This is a genomic window from Paenibacillus terrisolis (assembly GCF_056171975.1).
In genome coordinates this window covers 15361-34850 of the sequence record NZ_JBKFGG010000026.1, presented here as the reverse complement: position 1 = coordinate 34850, position 19490 = coordinate 15361, and the positions used below count along the sequence as shown (strand labels likewise).

At 50.0% G+C, this 19490-nt stretch carries 19 protein-coding genes; 2 read left to right on the top strand and 17 right to left on the bottom strand.

The window, feature by feature from the left end:
* Positions 1-23 precede the first annotated feature (23 nt).
* The 6 genes from ACI48K_RS18565 to nrdR form a co-directional block, all read right to left on the bottom strand.
* Positions 24-641 (bottom strand): DedA family protein, encoded by a 618-nt coding sequence (locus tag ACI48K_RS18565; protein ID WP_475029113.1) that lies wholly within the window; start codon positions 639-641, stop codon positions 24-26.
* 173 nt (positions 642-814) lie between these two features.
* Positions 815-1573: a phosphate ABC transporter ATP-binding protein PstB gene (gene pstB, locus ACI48K_RS18560; RefSeq protein WP_475029112.1), complete on the bottom strand. Its 759-nt coding sequence runs from the start codon at positions 1571-1573 to the stop codon at positions 815-817.
* Positions 1574-1584: 11 nt separating this feature from the next.
* A complete protein-coding gene (gene pstA / locus ACI48K_RS18555) occupies positions 1585-2472 on the bottom strand; it encodes a phosphate ABC transporter permease PstA (RefSeq protein WP_475029111.1) in 888 nt (295 codons plus the stop codon).
* Positions 2469-3371, bottom strand: a complete 903-nt coding sequence (pstC, locus tag ACI48K_RS18550; RefSeq protein WP_475029110.1) for a phosphate ABC transporter permease subunit PstC — start codon at positions 3369-3371, stop codon at positions 2469-2471. Before pstC ends, pstA begins: the two co-directional genes overlap by 4 nt.
* Before the next feature lie 87 nt (positions 3372-3458).
* The gene (locus ACI48K_RS18545) at positions 3459-4409 is read right to left on the bottom strand and encodes a phosphate ABC transporter substrate-binding protein (RefSeq protein ID WP_475029109.1); all 951 of its coding nucleotides are present in this window, start codon (positions 4407-4409) and stop codon (positions 3459-3461) included.
* Between the two features lie 159 nt (positions 4410-4568).
* On the bottom strand, positions 4569-5039 hold the full coding sequence (gene nrdR / locus ACI48K_RS18540) for a transcriptional regulator NrdR (protein ID WP_475029108.1): 471 nt from the start codon (positions 5037-5039) through the stop codon (positions 4569-4571).
* Between the two features lie 129 nt (positions 5040-5168).
* Here nrdR and ACI48K_RS18535 point away from each other — a divergent pair, with 129 nt between their 5' ends.
* The gene (locus ACI48K_RS18535) at positions 5169-5390 is read left to right on the top strand and encodes a small, acid-soluble spore protein, alpha/beta type (protein ID WP_475029107.1); all 222 of its coding nucleotides are present in this window, start codon (positions 5169-5171) and stop codon (positions 5388-5390) included.
* A 69-nt stretch (positions 5391-5459) separates the two neighbouring features.
* Here ACI48K_RS18535 and ACI48K_RS18530 read toward each other — a convergent pair whose 3' ends face one another.
* The 10 genes from ACI48K_RS18530 to ACI48K_RS18485 all read right to left on the bottom strand — a co-directional run bounded on the left by ACI48K_RS18530 (position 5460) and on the right by ACI48K_RS18485 (position 17653).
* The gene (locus ACI48K_RS18530; RefSeq protein WP_475029106.1) at positions 5460-6023 is read right to left on the bottom strand and encodes a lytic transglycosylase domain-containing protein; all 564 of its coding nucleotides are present in this window, start codon (positions 6021-6023) and stop codon (positions 5460-5462) included.
* Complete coding sequence (gene coaE, locus ACI48K_RS18525) at positions 6020-6616, bottom strand: dephospho-CoA kinase (RefSeq protein ID WP_475029105.1); 597 nt, start codon at positions 6614-6616, stop codon at positions 6020-6022. Before coaE ends, ACI48K_RS18530 begins: the two co-directional genes overlap by 4 nt.
* A gap of 12 nt (positions 6617-6628) precedes the next feature.
* Entirely contained in the window at positions 6629-7522 is an 894-nt protein-coding gene (mutM, locus tag ACI48K_RS18520; protein WP_475029104.1) for a DNA-formamidopyrimidine glycosylase, read from the bottom strand.
* A gap of 127 nt (positions 7523-7649) precedes the next feature.
* A complete protein-coding gene (polA, locus tag ACI48K_RS18515; protein ID WP_475029103.1) occupies positions 7650-10319 on the bottom strand; it encodes a DNA polymerase I in 2670 nt (889 codons plus the stop codon).
* A 220-nt stretch (positions 10320-10539) separates the two neighbouring features.
* Positions 10540-11199, bottom strand: a complete 660-nt coding sequence (phoU, locus tag ACI48K_RS18510) for a phosphate signaling complex protein PhoU (protein WP_475029102.1) — start codon at positions 11197-11199, stop codon at positions 10540-10542.
* A 20-nt stretch (positions 11200-11219) separates the two neighbouring features.
* Positions 11220-11975: a phosphate ABC transporter ATP-binding protein PstB gene (gene pstB, locus ACI48K_RS18505; RefSeq protein WP_475029101.1), complete on the bottom strand. Its 756-nt coding sequence runs from the start codon at positions 11973-11975 to the stop codon at positions 11220-11222.
* A gap of 152 nt (positions 11976-12127) precedes the next feature.
* A complete protein-coding gene (locus tag ACI48K_RS18500) occupies positions 12128-13309 on the bottom strand; it encodes a methyl-accepting chemotaxis protein (protein ID WP_475029100.1) in 1182 nt (393 codons plus the stop codon).
* A 129-nt stretch (positions 13310-13438) separates the two neighbouring features.
* Positions 13439-14170, bottom strand: coding sequence for a response regulator transcription factor (locus ACI48K_RS18495; RefSeq protein WP_475029099.1), 732 nt, complete (start codon positions 14168-14170; stop codon positions 13439-13441).
* Between the two features lie 133 nt (positions 14171-14303).
* Positions 14304-16103: a two-component system histidine kinase PnpS gene (pnpS, locus tag ACI48K_RS18490; protein WP_475029098.1), complete on the bottom strand. Its 1800-nt coding sequence runs from the start codon at positions 16101-16103 to the stop codon at positions 14304-14306.
* On the bottom strand, positions 16103-17653 hold the full coding sequence (locus ACI48K_RS18485) for a fumarate hydratase (protein WP_475029097.1): 1551 nt from the start codon (positions 17651-17653) through the stop codon (positions 16103-16105). Before ACI48K_RS18485 ends, pnpS begins: the two co-directional genes overlap by 1 nt.
* A gap of 165 nt (positions 17654-17818) precedes the next feature.
* Here ACI48K_RS18485 and yfbR point away from each other — a divergent pair, with 165 nt between their 5' ends.
* A complete protein-coding gene (gene yfbR / locus ACI48K_RS18480; RefSeq protein WP_475029096.1) occupies positions 17819-18427 on the top strand; it encodes a 5'-deoxynucleotidase in 609 nt (202 codons plus the stop codon).
* A 96-nt stretch (positions 18428-18523) separates the two neighbouring features.
* Here yfbR and ACI48K_RS18475 read toward each other — a convergent pair whose 3' ends face one another.
* Entirely contained in the window at positions 18524-19393 is an 870-nt protein-coding gene (locus ACI48K_RS18475) for an SDR family oxidoreductase (protein WP_475029095.1), read from the bottom strand.
* Between the last annotated feature and the right edge of the window lie 97 nt (positions 19394-19490).

Below are 19490 nucleotides of genomic sequence, written 5' to 3'. Positions count from 1 at the left end.
CGTCTTTTGATTATCATCAAATCTTAATATTTCGCCACTTTCAACCGCCACTTGCGCCACTTGACGAAGAGAAAAACCGCCACTATCACGCCCAGGCCGATAAAAAAGTATTTCAAATATTTGTTGATTAACGTAAATGCAAACTGCCACTGCTCGCCAAAAACATAACCTACGCTGACAAACACAATGACCCATAAGGCAGCCCCGGTATAAGCATATAGAGCGAACGACCGGAAAGGAACCCGTATAATTCCGACAAAATAACCGAAAAACTGCCTGACGCCCGGCACAAAAAAGCTGATCAGCAGCATCCGGTTGCCGTATTTTTCATAAATGAATTTGGTCTTCTCCAAATGAGCGGGCTTTAAAAAGATCCACTTGCCGTAACGCTCGATCAGCGGCGCTCCGAGCCTGTAACCGATCAGATAGGTTACCGTAACGCCGATGATAGAGCCCGCAAGCCCGGCGAGTATCGCCGGCAGCAAGCTGAGCACACCTTTATAAGCCAAATATCCTGTATAAGTCAACGTCGTTTGCCCTGGAGGAAGCGGCAATGCGATAAAATCGACGGGCAGTCCGAACACCAGCACGAAATAACCGTAGTGCTCGAACATCCGTTCAATCCAGCCCAGCACGTTCATGATCTGTCTCCTTTTCCCTGATACCAAGGCGCTGCCATGAAGCACCTTAATTACATGTTAACAGTATAATCAAGGAAACTCCAATTCAAAAGAGGCCCAGGCCCAGTTCGTTGCCTGGACTATCGTCCAGGCAGGGATTTGGAGAACAAATTCGTCATATTTCAAGACAAGGATTAGCCGAATCTTCCGGAGATATAGTCATCCGTTCTTTTCTCCGAAGGGTTTGTAAACATTCTGCTCGTATCGTCGAATTCCACAAGTTCGCCCATGAGGAAGAAGGCGGTTTTTTCGGATATCCGGGCAGCCTGATGCATATTGTGAGTCACGATAATAATGCAGTATTCGCGTTTCAGCTCGGCGATCAGCTCTTCGATTTTGGCGCTGGACACCGGGTCGAGCGCCGATGCCGGTTCATCCATTAAAATAATGCTTGGGTTCACGGCAATCGATCTTGCTATACATAAACGCTGCTGTTGCCCACCCGACAACGAGAGGGCGGAATCGTGCAGCCGGTCTTTCGTTTCGTTCCAAAGCGCAGCCTTGATTAAGGACTCCTCCACAATCTGGTCGAGCTTTTTCCTATTGCGAATGCCGTGATAGCGCGGGCCAAACGCAATATTTTCATAAATCGATTTATGAAAAGGATTGGGGCGCTGCCAGACCATCCCGATCTTTTGGCGGAGTAAAACCACGTCCGTTTTCGGATCGTTGATATTATCCTCGCCGATCCAGATATCGCCGGTGATCCGGGCTCCGCTGATCAAGTCGTTCATGCGGTTCAAGCTGCGCAGAAACGTCGATTTTCCGCAGCCGGACGGACCGATCAGAGCCGTAACTTGACGTGACGCAAAGTCCAGAGATATATTTTTGACCGCTTGCTTCTCCCCATAGAAGACGCTTAAGTCCTTGGTCGACAATTCGATGTTTTGCACTTCCAGTCCTCCTATTTCGTAGCCGTGAATTTCTTATGCAATCTGCGTCCAAGCCAGCGGGCCAGCAAATTGAACAGCAGTACCGTAATGATCAGCACGGCGGAAGCGCCCGCGGCAATTTCCGGGGCATCCGGAGCCAGACCCTCGGAATTGATTTTCCATATATGGACTGCCAGCGTTTCTGCCGGACGGAAAGGATTTAGCGGAGACATCGGGCTAAGCGGGTTCCAGTTGGTAAAATCCAGTCTCGGACTGCTCATCCCGGCGGTAAACAGCAATGCAGCGGCTTCGCCAAATACGCGGCCGGCAGCCAGAATTGTCCCCGTCAAAATGATCGGCAGCGCGATCGGCAGCATGATCGATACGATGGTTTTCCATTTGGACAAGCCAAGCGCCAAGCTCGCTTCTTTTTGCGCCTGGGGAACGCTCGCCATCCCTTGTTCCGTAATCCGCACCATCAGAGGAAGGTTAAATACGGTCAAAGCCAATGCGCCCGAAAACAAAGAAAAACCGAAGCCGAAAATATTAACAATAACCAAAAGTCCAAACAAGCCCACCACGATGGAAGGGAAGGAGGACAACACTTCAACCACCAAACGGATAAAATCCGTAACTTTACCGGGCTTGGCATATTCGCTCATATAGATACCTGCTCCCAGACCAAGCGGAATAGTGATGATCAAAGTCAGCACCAGCAGGAAAATCGAGTTGAACAGCTGCGGGCCAATCCCGCCGCCTGCCTTGATCGTTTCCGGCGAAGAAGTCAAAAAGTGAAAACTTACATGGCCCAGTCCACGAACCAAAATAAAGCCGAGCAATCCTATCATAATGGCGACAATCAGGCTCGCGAGACCGATAATCACCGCAGTTGCAATTTTATCCGCTGTTTTAGCGCTCATCGTTTTGCTCTCCTTTCAAGCCAACGTACAACAAACACAAACACAAATGTCATCAGCATGAGAATTAGCGCAAGCGTCCACAGCACATTATTCTGCGTAGAGCCCGTAACGGTATTCCCCATGCTCAGCGTGATGACGCTGGTCAGTGTGGAGGTTGACTCAAACAGGGAGTGCGGAATATGAGGCGCGTTCCCGATCACCATTTGTACGGCGAGCGCTTCTCCGAAGGCACGGGCCATCCCGAGGACTACCCCGGTCATCAGGGAAGGCATCGTAGTAGGAAGCACGGTTCGGGATAACGTCTGCCATCTTGTCGCACCCAAAGCATAAGAGCCTTCCTTCAGGCCCGGCGGCAAAGCGGCTAAAGCATCCGTTGCAATCGAGGTAATCGTCGGCAAAATCATGATCGATAAGACTGTAGCCCCGGCGAGAATACCAAGACCTTGTCCAGGAAAAATTCCTCTGTAAAGCGGCACGATCACCGTCAAACCGACAAAGCCGTATACAACGGACGGGATACCGGCCAAAAGTTCGATAACCGGCTGCAAAAATCTTTTACCAAAGCCCGGCATAATTTCAACCATAAACAATGCGGCTGAAATTCCTAGCGGCGCAGCGATCAACGCCGCAAGGATGGATGTGCTGAACGAGCCGAAAATAAACGGAAGCGCGCCAAATACCGCGGGCTCTCCATCCGGTCTCCAATCCGTTCCCCCAAAAACCTCACGAATCGATATGCCGTCTTGTATAAACGAACTTAACCCTTTAGTTGCAACAAAATAAACCATTGAAAAAATGGTCACAATTAACAAAACAATACATAATGACGTATATATTTTCCCGGTCCATTCTTCAATAATATGCGGCTGTACTTTTTTTCTGTCGCCGGACTGAGCCAATGAAACCTCTCCCTTTACACAGCACAGAAAGAGGCAGAGAAATCCGCCTCTTATCCTGCGCGTTATGATGTTAGCGTGTTATGTGGATTACTTCGTAATAGCTCCGGAAGCATCACGTTTTACTTGCATTTTGCTGGCAGGGATGTAACCCAGGTCAACAACGTCTGCGTTTTGCACTTCATCGGAAGCCAAGTAATCAAGGAATGCTTTAACAACATCATTCGGTTCGCCCTTGGTGTACATGTGCTCATAAGCCCAAACCGGATAAGTTCCGTTTGCGATGTTGTCTACCGTTGCATCTACACCTTCATATTTCACGGTTTTAACCGTATCGTCGAGGTAAGACAGTGCCAGATAACCAATGGCTCCCGGAGTTTCGCTTACCAGTTTTTTAACGGTACCGGATGCGTCTTCTTGAATCGAACCTTGAAGGTCTTCGGTTTTTTGGCCAAGCGCATATTTTTCAAAAGTAGCGCGAGTACCGGAGCTGGAAGGACGGTTTACGATTTGAATTTTTTGATCAGGACCGCCAGCATCTTTCCAGTTTGTAATTTTGCCGGTGAAGATTTGAACCAGTTGGTCTTTAGTCAAGTTGTCAACATTTACATCCGGATTTACTACAGCAGCCATACCAACTACAGCCACTTGATGGTCAACCAATTCACCGGCAGGACCTGCATCCAATTTTTCTTCAGCGAATACGTCGGAGTTACCGATGTCGGCCTGACCGCCGGATACTTGAGTCAAACCAGTGCCGCTGCCGCCGCCTTGAACCTGTATAGAAACGTTAGGGTTTTGATCCATAAATTTTTTGGAAACTTGATCCACGAGCGGTTGAAGCGCCGTAGAACCTACCGCTAAAATTGAACCGGACAAATCAGAGCTTGCCGCATTGCCGCCGTTACCCGTTGCTTCGTTGGACGAGCCGTTGTTCGATGCGCCTTGGTTTGCCGTGTTATTAGCACTGTTATTTTGACCGCAGGCAGCCAAGGTGAATGTCAAGATGAGAGTCAAAACTAACAATAAACTTTTCTTCATGATCGGTTGTTTCCCCCTTGTTTGTTTGTACATAATGATTATAGGCACCTTTTATCAGACCTATGTTTTAGTTTTGTAAAATCTGTGTAAAATAAAAACGCTCCTGCGAGTATTCCCGCAAGAGCGTTTTTATATCCAGAAATGAAAAACCAATGCAGCTTATTGTTCCTCGCCCGTATTTTTTGACAATAGTCCTTTCAATTCCTTCATGAACATATTGATATCTTTAAATTGGCGGTACACCGAAGCGAAGCGTACATAAGCCACCTCATCCACCGGGTATAATTGTTCCATCATTAATTCCCCAATCTCTCGGCTTTCAACCTCCGCGTTGGCCGAATGCCGGATCGACCGCTCGACTTCCGATACGACGGACTCAAGCTGTTCCACGGATACGGGCCGCTTCTCGCAGGCTCTTATCAGTCCCCGAAGCATCTTTTCACGGTTGAATTCCTCACGGCTTCCATCCTTCTTAATGACGATAAGAGGCATTTCTTCGACCATTTCAAAGGTGGTAAAGCGTCGGCTGCATCTTTCGCACTCCCTGCGGCGGCGAATGGATCGATTCTCGTTAGCTGGCCTGGAATCAAGCACTTTGGTTCCCAGGTAGTCGCAGTACGGACATTTCAAGTGTAAAAGCCTCCTTTCATCCTCTGATACTCTTTTGCAATCAATTCCAATATATAACTTAAAAAATTCGTAATGAAGTTGCGGGTCCCGGTACATAATACTGTTACCAACCACAAGGAGGTGAACAACATGGCCCAAAACAGCAACTCTTCGAACAACCTAGTGGTTAAGCAAGCTTCCGGAGCTCTCGAACAAATGAAATATGAAGTAGCTCAGGAACTTGGCATTTCTTTCCCACAAGACGGATATGCTGGTAACCTGACTTCTTACGAAAACGGTTCGATCGGGGGTTACATTACAAAACGTTTGGTAACCTTAGCCGAGCAATCTTTGGCAGGTCAATTTAAATAACAACCGATCATAACCGGAGGGCATTGGCAAGCGTAACCCGTTTGTCAATGTCTTCTTTTTATGAAAAGATCAAAACTGATCGTAGATTTCGGAATATTGTTTGTAATAATGGGACACCCTCTGGACATAATGCCGAGTTTCTCCGAATGGGATATTCTTGGCGGTTTCAAGACGGCCATCCCAAACTCCGTTCTGAAGCCAATTTTTCACATTGGCCGGCCCTGCGTTATATGCGGCAATCATAGCGATCTCGTTTCCGTCAAATTGGGCAGACAACAGTTTCAAATACGACGTGCCGATTTGCAGGTTCGACCCGATTTCATTCTGGACCTGATCCAGAGTCATATCGGGAAGTTTAGCTTTGCCGATAACCCATTGTGCCGTATCCGGCATGATCTGCATAATGCCAAGCGCGCCTTTTCTAGACTGGGCCCCTGGTTTATAATTGGTCTCCACCTTAATAATAGCGGCAACCATGAAAGGATCAACGCCGTTTTTTTGCGAATGATAGCGAATTTCCTCTTTATAGTATATCGGATAAAAAAACGACAGCCACGTGGAATTAAAAAATATCATAACCGTAAATCCCAGAAGCAGCAAAAGCAGCACCCTTTTTTTCCGCAGCCACCTCATAATCCAACCATATCCCGCCAAAAACTGTCGATTTGCTTCTCCGTCTCCTCTACTCCAAGACTGTTGTCAATCAATATGTCGGCCATCTCCTTTTTCCGTTCAATATCCATTTGGGCATTCAGCCTGCTCTCCGCCGCCTCCTTGCTTAGTCCGTCCCTATGAATCAGCCTTTCCATCTGCAGTTCCCTCGGAACGTATACAACCATAATGGCTTCATACAGGCTCTCAAGTCCCGACTCGTACAAAAGCGGGATATCGGCGACAACGAGTCTGCGCGGGTCGCTCTCTTCAAGTCTGGAAAGGCGCTCGGCCATTTCCTGGCGAATGGCCGGATGTGTGATATTTTCCAGCGATTTGCGCTCCTCCGGATTCTTGAACACGATTTCACCCAATTTCTTACGGTCCAGCCTTCCATCCGGCAGCAGGATCGTCCGTCCAAACCGCTCGGTTACCTTATCCAATACCGGATGCCCCGGCTCCATGATCTCTCTTGCAATCACATCCGCGTCAATCAGAGCCGCCCCGCGCCGCACGAGCATTTGGGAAACGGTGCTTTTCCCGGTAGCGATTCCTCCGGTTAATCCGATATTCATCGCTTGAACACCTCACTGTTTGTCTTTGGGACTTTTGGCGGAGGAACCAGCCGATTTCTTCCGGACGCCGCTTGTCCCGTATGGGGGTTGGCATGAAGGACAAAAATGGGTTCCCCGCCCACCGACCACCGTTTTCTCCACCGGATGCCCGCAGTTTACGCACGGCTCGTTTTTTCGGCCATAAATGCGCAAGGAGTGCTGAAACATCCCCATCTCCCCTTGACCGTTAACATAGGATTTAACGGAAGATCCTCCCGCTTCCACCGCTTCCGCCAGCGTTTCGATAATCGCATCGTAAAGCTTGTCCAGTTGGGAAGGCGATAGACGGTTCGCCGGATGCTCCGGATGAATGCCTGCCCGGAACAAAGCTTCATCCACATAAATATTCCCCAGTCCTACGACATATTCCTGGTTCAGCAAAGTCGGCTTGATCTTGGTGGTACGTTTGGAGATGACCTCGCGAAAACTTTCGGAAGTAAAGGAAGGATCCAGCGGTTCGAGACCAAGTTGGACCAATGGCTTATGGATGAATTCCTCGCCAGGCAAAAACAGATGCATCGTCCCGAATTGCCGAACATCCTTGTAACGCAGCTCCTTGCCATCCGTAAAACGGAAAATGACATGGGTATGCTTTTCCACCGGATCTCCTTTATCGTAAACGCCGTATCGGCCTTCCATGCGCAGATGGGAAACAAGCACCAGCCCATCCAAGATAATGCGCAAAAACTTGCCCCGGCGCGCGACCTCCAATATTTGATGCCCCGCAAGTTCAGTCTCGAAACGACGAATATCGTCCGGCCGCTGAATGATCCGCGGCAGCGACACGATGACGGACTCGATCGTTTTGCCGACAATCAAACCGGTCAGCGTTTTTCTGACCGTTTCTACTTCGGGTAGTTCCGGCATGATGTCTCACCTCTTGTTCTTGAAGTCGGATTAGGACTCATAAAAATTAAAACCTGCCAATGTTACAGCAAAATGGCGGAAAATTAAGCCTCCGTCAATGATCCGGCTACACTTGGGCCATCTCAAATTACTTCGCTTCGTACCAATTTGTCCCGCTGCTGACTTCGGCTTTGAGAGGCACGGACAACGCAAGCGCCTTCTCCATCGTTTCGGGGACAAGCTTGGTCATCATCTCCAGTTCCTCCGGCGGCACCTCGAAGACCAGTTCGTCATGCACCTGCAGCAGCATGCGGCTCTTCAAGCCGTGCTTATGCAAAGTTTCGTCCATCAGCACCATCGCGAGCTTGATAATATCGGCGGCCGTGCCCTGAATCGGCGTATTCATCGCCGTACGCTCGGCGAAAGAACGCAGGTTAAAGTTGGAGGCGTTGATTTCCGGCAAATACCGCCGCCGTTCCAGCAGCGTTTTAACGTAACCGCTCTTTTTCGCTTCTTTTACGATATCGTCCATATAACGGCGAACGCCCTGGAAGGCATCGAAATATTGATCGATGAATCTTGCCGCTTCTTTTCTCGTAATGTTCAGGTTCTGAGATAAACCGTAATCGCTGATCCCGTACACGATACCGAAATTGACCGCTTTGGCGGAACGGCGCATGTTCGCGTCTACCTGATCCGGTCCGACTCCAAAGACGTCCATCGCGGTTTTCGTATGGATATCCATATTATGAAGGAAAGCTTCCTGCAAGCCTTGGTCGCCCGAAATATGGGCAAGCACCCGCAGTTCGATCTGCGAGTAGTCCGAAGCCAAGATAAACCAGCCTTCTTCCGAGGGAACGAACGCTTTACGGATCTTGCGTCCTTCTTCAAGGCGTATCGGAATGTTTTGCAGATTCGGGAATTGGCTACTGAGTCTTCCCGTCGCGGCCACTGTCTGGCGGAAATACGTATGCACTTTTCCCGTTTCCGGAGAAATTTCCTTCAATAAACCTTCGATATAAGTGGACTGAAGCTTGGAAAGCTGGCGGTATTCCAAAATGAACTGGACGATCTCGTGATAAGGCGCCAACTTCTCAAGCACTTCCGCATCGGTCGAATACCCGGTTTTGGTTTTCTTGATCACGGGCAAACTTAACTTGTCAAACAAAATTTCTCCCAATTGTTTGGGCGAATTAAGATTGAATTCCGTTCCGGCGATTTCATAAATGCGCGAAACCAGCGAATGGATCTGAGTCTCGAATTCGCTTCCGAGCTCTTTCAGCGTTTCTTGATTTACCAATACGCCCTGTTTTTCCATGTCCGCCAAAATTCGCGACAGCGGCATTTCCAGCTCATAAAACAGCCGGTTCATTTCATATTTCGCCAGATCGCTGCGCTGAAGCGGAATGATGCGCAGCAGCGCATCCGCTTTGCGAGCCATATGGCAGCTTAATATTGCCTGGTCGGGCACTTTAAATTTGGCGCCTTTTCCGTACACCTCTTCATCGGCAGGCAGATGCGGCAAGCCGTATTTATCCGCAAGACCGTTCACGGATTGGTCATTCTCCGTCGGATCGAGCAAATAGGCGGCTAGTTGAACGTCATGCTCCGCGCCCGCAAACGCGATACCATGCCAATGCAGAGCCAAATCCGCCCGATGCAGATCGTAACCCCGTTTCGGCATGGTTTCGTCTGCCAGCCAAGCGGTGACAGGAGCGGCCTCTTCAAGCTTAAGCAGTTCAAACGGCAAAAAATAATGGCGTTCAGGGTTCGAAAGCATGACTCCCATCATGCCGGCACGGTGAGGATTTTCCCCATACGATTCAACAACGATACATTCGATCGTAGGCAGCAGTCCGATCAATTCCGGCAATATCGCCGAATCCGCGATCGTTACATCAACCTCGCTCACCGCAGACGTCTGCTCTTTTTCCCCACTTTCGTTTCCGTGAACCCCGGATGCGAAAGTCAACCGATCCATAAGCGATTTGAATTCGAGCTTGCGCAGCATCGGCAGAGCTTTATCTCCCTCGATTCCCGCAAAAGTCATATTCTCCCATGACCGATCCACGGGCACCTCGCGAAAAATCGTTGCGAGCCGTTTGCTCATCCGGGCGTCCTCGGCATGGTTAACGAGATTTTCTTTCATCTTCCCTTTCAGTTCATCCGTGTGAGCGAGTACTTCTTCCACAGAACCGTATTGATGGAGCAATTTAAGCGCCGTCTTCTCCCCGATTCCCGGCACGCCCGGAATATTGTCGGAGGTATCGCCCATCAGTCCTTTCAGGTCGATGATTTGCTCCGGCTTCAGACCATACCGCTCTTCGATTTCTTTCGGGCCATACGGCTCCACTTCACTGACGCCTTTCCGGGTTAACGCCACCTTGACGCGATCCGTAACAACTTGAAGCATGTCTTTGTCACCCGTGACTACAAGCACCTCGCGTCCGGAATCCTCCGCCTGCTTGCTCATGGTTCCGATAATGTCATCGGCCTCGTAACCTGACAGTTCAAACCAAGCGATGCCGAAGCTTTCTAGCAGTTCACGCAGAAGGGGAAATTGTTCCGACAATTCGGGCGGTGTCTTGTCCCGTCCGCCTTTATATTCCTGATAGCCCTCATGGCGGAATGTAATTTTCCCTGCGTCAAACGCCACCATAATATGACTTGGATTCTCTTCCTGAATTAACTTAAGCAGCATATTTGTAAATCCGAAAACGGCATTGGTATGCAGACCGCTTGAATTTGTCAGCGGCGGCATGGCAAAAAAAGCACGGTAAATAATGCTGTTTCCGTCTATTAGAATCAATTTATCCATACGGCACCTCGTCCCCCGCGTCTTTTCTTCCTTTTAATAATGATAACACAGGCGTCCACGTATTACACAACCGGCCTAAATTTCCTAAATCGTGCAAAAGATTGAACCTGATCTATTGTCGCATAATTCAACCTGTGTGTTAAGGAAAAAATAAACCGTCCCTGCTTGCCGGCATGCAAACAGGGACGGTATGCGAAAAATTAAGGGGTTGGTTAAGGGATTATTGATTCAAATCCGGGCGTTCACCGGTTACGAGGTATACGGCGCTTTCACCGATATTCGTAGCATGGTCGGCGATCCGCTCAATATAGCGGCCCACCAGTGTCAGCAGCATCGCTTGCTGCAGAGAGTCCGGATGCTCAATCATAAATTGATACAGCTCATGGATCGTTTGACTGTAAAGGTGATCCACTTCGTCGTCGTCTTTGGCCATTTTAAAAGCCAAATCCGTGTTTTCATCCAAATAAGATTGAAGCGACTCTTTGATCATCGTAATGACCAAATCCGTCATTTTCGGGATATCAACGAGCGGTTTAATCAACGAATGTCCTTCCAGACGCATTGTGACCTTCGCGATATCTACGGCCAAATCGCCCATACGCTCCAAGTCGCTGGAAATTTTGAAAGCAACGATAATCCGGCGCAGGTCCTTAGCCACCGGCTGTTGGGTCACGATCAAACGAGAACCGATCTCCATAATTTCTTCTTCCATCCGGTTCAGTTCAATGTCGCGCTCCACAACTTCCTTAGCTTTATTGGAATTGAGCATTTGCAGGGCCACGATAGCTCCCTTAAGCTGCTGTTCCACCTGCTCACCCATTTGTCTAAGCAGCTGACGAAGCTCCTCTAGATGCTGATCGAATTCTCTTCTTTGAATCATTAACCAAGTGCCTCCTTGTATTATCCGAAACGGCCGGAAATGTAATCTTCGGTACGTGCATCCTGCGGCGTCGAGAACAGCTTTTTGGTGTCGTCCGCCTCTACGATTTCGCCATTTAGGAAAAAGACGGTACGCCCGGAAATACGAGCCGCTTGATGCATGTTATGCGTAACCATAACAATGGTATACCTGTCTTTTAACTGTTGCACCAATTCTTCAATTTTAAGTGTCGAAATCGGATCCAGCGCCGAAGTCGCTTCGTCCATAAGCAGGATGTCCGGCTGCACGGCAATCGCCCGAGCAATACACAAACGTTGCTGCTGTCCGCCCGACAAGCTAAGTGCCGAACGTTTTAGAAAATCCTTCACTTCGTCCCAAAGGACCGCCTGACGCAAGCTTTGTTCTACGATCTCATCCAGTTTCGCTTTGCTTTTGATCCCATGCAAGCGAGGACCGTACGCTACGTTGTCGTAAATCGATTTAGGGAACGGGTTTGGCTGTTGGAATACCATGCCAACCTGTTTGCGCAGCGCTTCAACCTGAACGTCTTCCCCATAGATTTCCGTTCCGGCGATTTGCACGGAGCCTTCGATCCGCGTGCCGGGGATCATATCGTTCATCCGGTTAAGCGTCCGCAGCAGCGTCGATTTCCCGCAACCGGACGGTCCGATAAAAGCGGTGATAGCCTTCTCGGGAATTTCAAGCGATACGTCTTTCAACGCATGGAATTGATTATAGAACAAATTCAATTTTTCAATATGAATGATTGAGCTCATGTCAGTTCTCCTTCACTAATAAGTATCCTTCCTGAAATCACCGGGATACTATTCAAAACGGGCTGTATAACCATAAACAATATTTTATCTTTATTATGTAAAACCAATTGGGCAGTAATGTTAACGCAATGTAAAAATTGAATTTCTATAAATCAATTCGTTTCGGCCAAACGGCTCAGTTCATGCAATACAAGCGTGGTTCTGCGAGCCGCAATGTCGGACGATTGATACATTTCATTCCCTCTTTGCTCTACCGAATGGGCGGATTCCACCAAGGATTCAAACGTATGATCGGCCTTGCCTACCCGGACATGGCTGTCCTCCATTTCCGAGGCGGTGGACGAAGCCGTACCGGCCGTTTGCTTGACCAGACTGTTCACGACTTTCAGCGTCGAGCCGATCTCTTCCGAAAACTTTTTCGTCTGCATGGCCAACTTTCTGACTTCATTCGCCACCACTGCAAATCCGCGTCCGTGCTCGCCTGCATGGGCCGCTTCGATGGAAGCGTTCATGGCCAGCATGCCGCTTTGATCCGCCAGCGTTTGGATTTGTCCGGCAAACGACGAAATGTCTCCGGCACGCGCCAGCAGCTCCGCTACTTGTTTTTCTTGGGAACGTGTCATTTCAAGCACACGCGCAAAAGAGGCTTTTACTTCTTCAAGCTCAAGTCTCCCCGCCGCAGCCAGTCCGGTCATTGTTTCGGACTCGCGCAAATTGCGCTCGGCCGCCATGGAAACCTCGGAAACCGCATTTTCGATTTCAACCACACGGTCACGGCTCTCTCGTACGGTCCCTCTGCGCGATTCATCCGCTTCCCGCTGTAAATCCCGGGACATAAGCATTAAATCCTGCACCGTCAAAATACCGTGAAATTGTCCTTCAACGGTAATTACCAACGAATCATAGAAATGAGCTTCCTCCCGTCCCAGCGCGGCATCCAGCAATTCACGCGCCGGCGTGGACAATTCGCATACGAGCGGCTTCTCGCTCGCGAATCTTTGCGCCGACTGCTCATAAAACAAATCGGCGGCAAATCTTCCCGCCAGTTGGCGATAGAAAGCGTCTCTCATCAAAAGGCCAACAGGAATGTTATTTTTGTCACATACCACGATACAAGGCAGATCCCGTTCCTTTTGAAACATCTGCAAAACAATGCGGCAAGACTCTTCAGGGCTAATCACGGAAACCGTTCTGCTGTATAAATTCGTATGTACTGTACTTTCGGCTTCCTCATTCCGGGAGGTCTCCTGCACCATTTCAATTTTCTCTGTGTCCACGGCAGGATTGCCCTCCGTTAAGGGCCGTTCTAGAACGGCGATTGCCTGTTCACTCACCAATACCACTCCCCGATCGAAATATGCCTGTCTCTGTTAAAATCATAGAGTGGATGTATTCGATTAATGTTTTCCGCAATGGCGGACTGTGTAAAATTTATTTTACGAAATAGAAAAACGCCCATCATCTCAAGATATATGATGGACGCTTTTTTTCTTGTTAACGACCAGTTTGTACCCAACACCGCGAATGGAATCGATATGGACCGACTGAGGGTCGAGCTCAAGCTTTTTGCGCAATGAGCTGACATGCACATCCACCGTCCGCTGGCCTCCGATATAATCGAACCCCCATACGGCGTTCATGAGGTCATCTCTCGTCATAACCACTCCGGGCTTGCGGGCAAGATAGAGCAGCACCTCAAACTCTTTCGGACGCAGCGTGATCGACTCTCCGCTCAGAGTAACTTCATATTTCTCAGGAAATATCGTTAATGCACCCAGAGAAATCTGAGTGTTTTCTTGCGGAGCGACAACTTCCCGGTCATCTTGTCCACTGGATCTTCGAAGTACCGCAGCCACCCGGGCAAGCAGCTCGGCTACGCCAAACGGTTTGGTGATATAATCGTCCGCGCCGGATTTCAACCCTTGAACCACTTCTTCCTCCGCATTTTTGGCCGTAAGGATAATTACCGGCGTTTTAACGCCTTCGGTTCGAAGCTTGGACATAATTTCAAAACCATTCATTCCCGGCAGCATCAAATCGAGCAGAATCAGATCAAACTCTTGCTTGAGCGCCGTATCGCAGCCGCTTTGTCCATGCTCTTCCACAACCACTTCGTATCCTTCGCTCGAAAGATTGTAAGATAGAAGTCTGGACAATGTTGGCTCATCCTCAATTACCAATAAACGCTGTGTCATAGAACCCCCCATTTTTTGTAACGTACGAACTCAAACATGGAACCGTTACATCATGACATGCACAGCATAGCACTATTTTGTTAACGGTGTGTAAAAAATTCAAAAGTATATCTTCGCTCCGTCAAGAAAAAGTCTATTCATCCATATTATGCATAAGTGGAAGCTCTAATATAAATGATGTTCCCTCGCCGACTTTGCTCTCGACGCGGATGGTACCGTGGTGCAGATCCACAAGATGCTTCACGATGGAAAGGCCGAGTCCGGTTCCGCCCGAACTGCGCGATCTCGCTTTATCAACCCTGTAAAAACGCTCGAAAATTCGCGGCAAATCTTTTTTGGGAATGCCAATTCCCGTGTCGCTCACAATAAAGCGAACCCGCTCATCTTCCCCTCCCTCATTGACGATGTCGGCATCGACCCGCACCTTTCCGCCTTCAAGCGTATAGCTGATGGCATTGGAGAGCAGGTTCATAAAAATTTGCCGCAGCCGGTCTTCATCGCCTTCGATAAACATGTGCTCGGGAATTTCATGCGCCATCGTAATCGATTTATTATCCGCCGCGGAATGGAGCACCTCGAAAATTCTGTCGAACAGCTCTTTCAACTGCACCGGGGCATATTCGAGCGGAATCCGCTTCGATTCGATTTTGGACAATTCCAGAATATCGCCGATCAGCCGATTCAACCGGTCGCCCTCATCATAAATGATTTGCAGAAAAGAACGCGTAGTTTCCTCATCATTGACACCACCATTCAAAAGCGTTTCCGCGAACCCCTTGACTGCGGCAATCGGTGTCTTTAATTCATGGGAGACGTTTGCCACAAATTCGCTCCGCATGACCTCCAGACGCCTGATGTCGGTCACGTCCTGTATGAGAAAAAGCATTCCCCTGTAGCTTCCGTCATCTTCAAACATCGGCACTCCGTCAAAAGATAAAATTTTCTCCTCGGGATCGTATACATTACGCTCTTCCTGCATGGATTCCTTACGCGAAATGCCCTCTTCAACGAACTTCGTAAACTCGTAGTTTCGTTTCAGGTTCTGGTATGATTTTCCAAGTAGCAATCTCGCTTTCATGCGCAAAATCCGTTCCGCCCCGCGGTTCATCAAAGCGACGTTGCCGGAGGCATCCACCATCAAAATGCCGCCGATCATGTTGGCCAGAACGCTTTGCATCAAATCCTCATTGTCCCGAATCAGCTTGAGCTGCCGCTGCAGGCTGTCCGCCATGCCGTTGATGGCATACCCCAATTGTCCGATCTCATCGCCGCGGTTCAGCTTGACCCGCGCATCGTAATCAAGATTGGAGATCCGATTCGCAACCCGGGTGATTCGCTCCAGCGGTTTCGTCAATCCCGCCGCAACGCGATAGCTGATCAGCGCGGCAACCAAAAACAGGAGGACGAGTCCGCCGGCCATAAGCAGCCAGCCTTTATTGAGTCCCTGCTGCACCGCTTCAAGACTCATGGATAAGCGGATGTATCCGTCAAACCCCGCATCCGTAGTCACGCGATCCGCTACATAAAGCATGTCTTCATGAATCGTGTCGCTGAATCGGATCGCGCTGCCGATCTTCCCTTGGCTCGCCGATACGATTTCTTTACGTTTCGAGTGATTGTCCATCTGCCGGGGGTCCATTTCGGAATCCCCGAGGACCGTTCCGTCGAGCTGGACAAAAGTGACCCGCGAATCGATCAAACTTTCCAATTTGCGAGCCTCGGCCGTGTAATAGCTTCTCGCTTCCGCGAGGTCATCCACCGGCACAAACTTCATTGTACTTTGAAGCAGATTAATTTCCCGCTCCATATTCACTTCCAAAGCCTGGATGTGGGAATCCTTAAATACTTGGGCCATGGTAATGCCCGCAGCAAGCATGGATATGCCGATCAAGCCCATCAATATGAGCGTCAGCCTATTTCGAAAGGTTTTCATTATGATTTGAACACCGCTTCTTTAAACTCGGCCAGTTTTTCAAGCGATGCTTTTTCCACTCCTTCATGCAAGCTGTCTCCGTGAGAATCCATAGTGACGATCGCCGCAAATCCGTCGACTTCCAAGTGCCACATGGCTTCAGGAATGCCGAACTCCATAAAATCCGCTCCACTCACCTTCGTGATGCATTCGGCATAATATTGGGCTGCACCGCCGATAGCGTTTAAATACACCCCGCCGTGCTCCTTAAGCGCCGCCAAGGTTTTCGGACCCATTCCTCCCTTGCCGATGACGGCCCGAATCCCGAACTTTTTGATGATATCGCCTTGGTATGGTTCCTCGCGAATGCTCGTTGTCGGACCGGCCGCCTTAACATGCCAGCCCGCTTCGTCTTTTAGCATAACCGGACCGCAATGGTAAATAACCGCTCCGTTCAAATCCACCGGAGAGTCATGATCCGTCAAATATTTGTGAAGAGCATCGCGGCCGGTGTGCATTTCGCCTTTTATGACCACGACATCTCCGACTCGCAGCTCGCGGATTTGCTCTTCCGTAACCGGGGTATGCAGCACAACTTCCCGTCTGTCCGGAGTCCCAGGCTCAGCCGCCGGATCGTCCGGCAATTCCGCATCCGGCTCCATCGCAACGTCGCTCCCCCGCTCATACAACCATTCGGAGATTTCTCCCGTAGCGGCATCAATCGCCACCCCATGACGGCGGAAAGCCCAGCAGTTATAAGCTACGGAGACGAAGAAGCTGGCCGGCAACCGATTCGCAACCCCGATTTTACAGCCCAGCAGCGTAACTTCCCCGCCAAACCCCATCGTACCGATCCCCAGCTTATTGGCGTTTTCCATCACGTAACGTTCCAGACGATCCAGTTCGGAAACGGGATTGATGTCATCCGCGGAACGGAACAGCTGCCGCTTCGCCAGCTCGTATCCCGTCGTGCGGTCGCCGCCGATGCCAACACCAAGAAACCCGGCACTGCATCCCTGCCCCTGAGCCTGATAAACCGCATGCAGGATGCATTTGCGGACGCCGTCCAAATCCCGTCCGGCCCGCCCGAGCCCTTCCAGCTCCGCCGGAAGGCTGTACTGGATATTTTTATTTTCGCAGCCGCCGCCTTTGAGAATCAGCCGCAGATCGATGTAATCTTGTTCCCACTGCTCGAAATGAATCACCGGGGTGCCTTCCCCCAGATTATCGCCGCTATTCTCCCCCGTCAGCGAATCTACGGAATTGGGACGAAGCTTGCCTTCTTGGGTAGCCCTCTGGATCGCCGCATGAATGCCGCGCTTCATCTCGATCTGATTGGCGCCCACAGGGGTGTGAATGATAAATGTCGGCATGCCGGTATCCTGACAAATCGGAGACACTTGCTCCTCCGCCATTTTAATATTCCGCGATATGGTCGATAACGCCAGACCCGCCCGGGTCGCTTGATTTTCCATCGCTTTTCCCCGGTTGAGCGCGCGCCGGACATCCCCCGGCAGATTTGTAGAAGTTTCCACAATCAATTGGTATACGCTTTCTTCAAACCGCTGCATGACCCACGTACCCCTCTCTAGCCCTCGAATGGACGTATCTTATTTACATCAACGCAATGTTAAGATGGCATTATTCTTCAATAGATTTATAATAACATAATAAAGACTACAGGTAGATCAATTCCATGTAAAATCCATCCATAGCACAAGTGAGGTCAACCGTTCATGAGTTATCATTTTTCCGCTTATATGTACCGTCTTCGCTCCATTCAAAGATGGAGCCTGATGCGCAGCACCGCCGCCGAAAATGTCGCCGAGCACTCGTTTCATGTCGCGCTGCTGGCGCATTTGCTGTGCGAAATCGGCAACAGCTTATTCGCCCGGAATCTGAACTCGGAGCGGGCCGCAACGCTGGCCCTGTTCCATGATGCGACGGAAGTGTTTACCGGCGACATTCCGACGCCCGTCAAGCATCATAATCCCAAGCTGCTCGCGAACTTTCGGGAGATGGAGCATATCGCGGCTCAGCGGCTCATTTCCATGGTTCCCGCCGAGTTGAAGCCGGTTTACGGCCCATTGCTGTCCCCAAGTAGCGATAGCCCCCTAACCGACAGGGAGCTGATGAAGTATGTCAAAGCAGCCGACAGCCTCGATGCCTATTTGAAATGTACCTGGGAGTTGACCGCCGGGAACCGGGAGTTCGCCGTTGCCAAAATGCAGCTTCTGGAAAAGCTAACGCTGCTCAAACTCCCTGAGGTCGACTACTTTTTGGAGCACCTCGCCCCAAGCTTCGAAATGACGCTCGACGAATTGTCCGGTCCCGAAGAATCCTGAAAGACGGGAATGCGGAACCTCAAAAAACCTTTGCAAAACCCAAAAACGCGAGTCGCAGGCCTTAAGGCTACGCACTCGCGTTTTTGGGTCTGATTTTTAACCGTTAACGATCTCGCCGCCGTTGATATGAAGGACCTGTCCGCTCATATAGGACGAGTCGTCGCTGCCGAGATATACGTATGCCGGCGCCAGTTCCCTAGGTTGTCCGGGCCGCTGCATAGGCGTATCCCCGCCAAATTCGGAAACCTGCTGCTCATCGAAAGTGGATGGAATCAGCGGCGTCCAGATCGGTCCGGGTGCAACCGCGTTGACGCGAATCCCCTTTCTGGGAACCAGGTTCATCGAAAGGGCACGGGTAAAGCCGACCACGGCCCCTTTGGTGGAGGAATAATCCAGCAGCGTCGGATTGCCTTTATAGGCCGTAACCGAAGCCGTATTGATGATCGAGCTTCCTTTTTGCAAATGAGGCATCGCAGCTTTCGTCATATAAAACATGCCGAAAACATTTGTTCGAAACGTTTGTTCCAATTGCTGCGCGGTAATATCGGCAATATCCTGCTGCGGATGCTGCTCCGCGGCGTTGTTGATCAATATGTCCAGCTTGCCGAGCGTTTTGACCGTTGCGTTTACGGCATCCGCGGCGAACGCCTCGTCACCGACGTCACCGGGAAGAAGCAGGCATTTTCTTCCTTCCTGCTCCACCTCGCGTTTGGTCTTCTCCGCATCGTCGTGTTCATTTAAGTATACGATCGCGACATCCGCGCCTTCTTTCGCATAAGCCACCGCCACGGCCCGGCCGATGCCGCTGTCACCCCCGGTGATTAACGCGACTTTACCCTGCAGTTTGCCGGCGGCCTTGTAATCACCTTCGTATTCGGGACCGGGATGCATGATCGACTCAATTCCGGGGCGCTGATTCTGATGCTGTGGAGGCAGCGTTTTGGGGGTTTGCCCATTGCCTGACATTTTATCGCATTCTCCTTCCTCGTCATTTGCTTTAACCCTATGCGCATAAAATGAACTCTTCGGTTCATCTTCATAGGATGGCATTAATCGTGAAGGT

Coding starts and splice junctions, on each gene's coding strand:
- ACI48K_RS18475 (WP_475029095.1), bottom strand. CDS start 19,393: ATGTCAGGCAATGGGCAAACCCCCAAAACGCTGCCTCCACAGCATCAG.
- polA (WP_475029103.1), bottom strand. CDS start 10,319: ATGGATAAATTGATTCTAATAGACGGAAACAGCATTATTTACCGTGCT.
- pnpS (WP_475029098.1), bottom strand. CDS start 16,103: ATGAAAACCTTTCGAAATAGGCTGACGCTCATATTGATGGGCTTGATC.
- ACI48K_RS18530 (WP_475029106.1), bottom strand. CDS start 6,023: ATGAGGTGGCTGCGGAAAAAAAGGGTGCTGCTTTTGCTGCTTCTGGGA.
- ACI48K_RS18545 (WP_475029109.1), bottom strand. CDS start 4,409: ATGAAGAAAAGTTTATTGTTAGTTTTGACTCTCATCTTGACATTCACC.
- ACI48K_RS18565 (WP_475029113.1), bottom strand. CDS start 641: ATGAACGTGCTGGGCTGGATTGAACGGATGTTCGAGCACTACGGTTAT.
- phoU (WP_475029102.1), bottom strand. CDS start 11,199: ATGATTCAAAGAAGAGAATTCGATCAGCATCTAGAGGAGCTTCGTCAG.
- ACI48K_RS18495 (WP_475029099.1), bottom strand. CDS start 14,170: ATGACACAGCGTTTATTGGTAATTGAGGATGAGCCAACATTGTCCAGA.
- coaE (WP_475029105.1), bottom strand. CDS start 6,616: ATGAATATCGGATTAACCGGAGGAATCGCTACCGGGAAAAGCACCGTT.
- yfbR (WP_475029096.1), top strand. CDS start 17,819: ATGAGTTATCATTTTTCCGCTTATATGTACCGTCTTCGCTCCATTCAA.
- pstB (WP_475029101.1), bottom strand. CDS start 11,975: ATGAGCTCAATCATTCATATTGAAAAATTGAATTTGTTCTATAATCAA.
- pstA (WP_475029111.1), bottom strand. CDS start 2,472: ATGAGCGCTAAAACAGCGGATAAAATTGCAACTGCGGTGATTATCGGT.
- mutM (WP_475029104.1), bottom strand. CDS start 7,522: ATGCCGGAACTACCCGAAGTAGAAACGGTCAGAAAAACGCTGACCGGT.
- ACI48K_RS18535 (WP_475029107.1), top strand. CDS start 5,169: ATGGCCCAAAACAGCAACTCTTCGAACAACCTAGTGGTTAAGCAAGCT.
- ACI48K_RS18485 (WP_475029097.1), bottom strand. CDS start 17,653: ATGCAGCGGTTTGAAGAAAGCGTATACCAATTGATTGTGGAAACTTCT.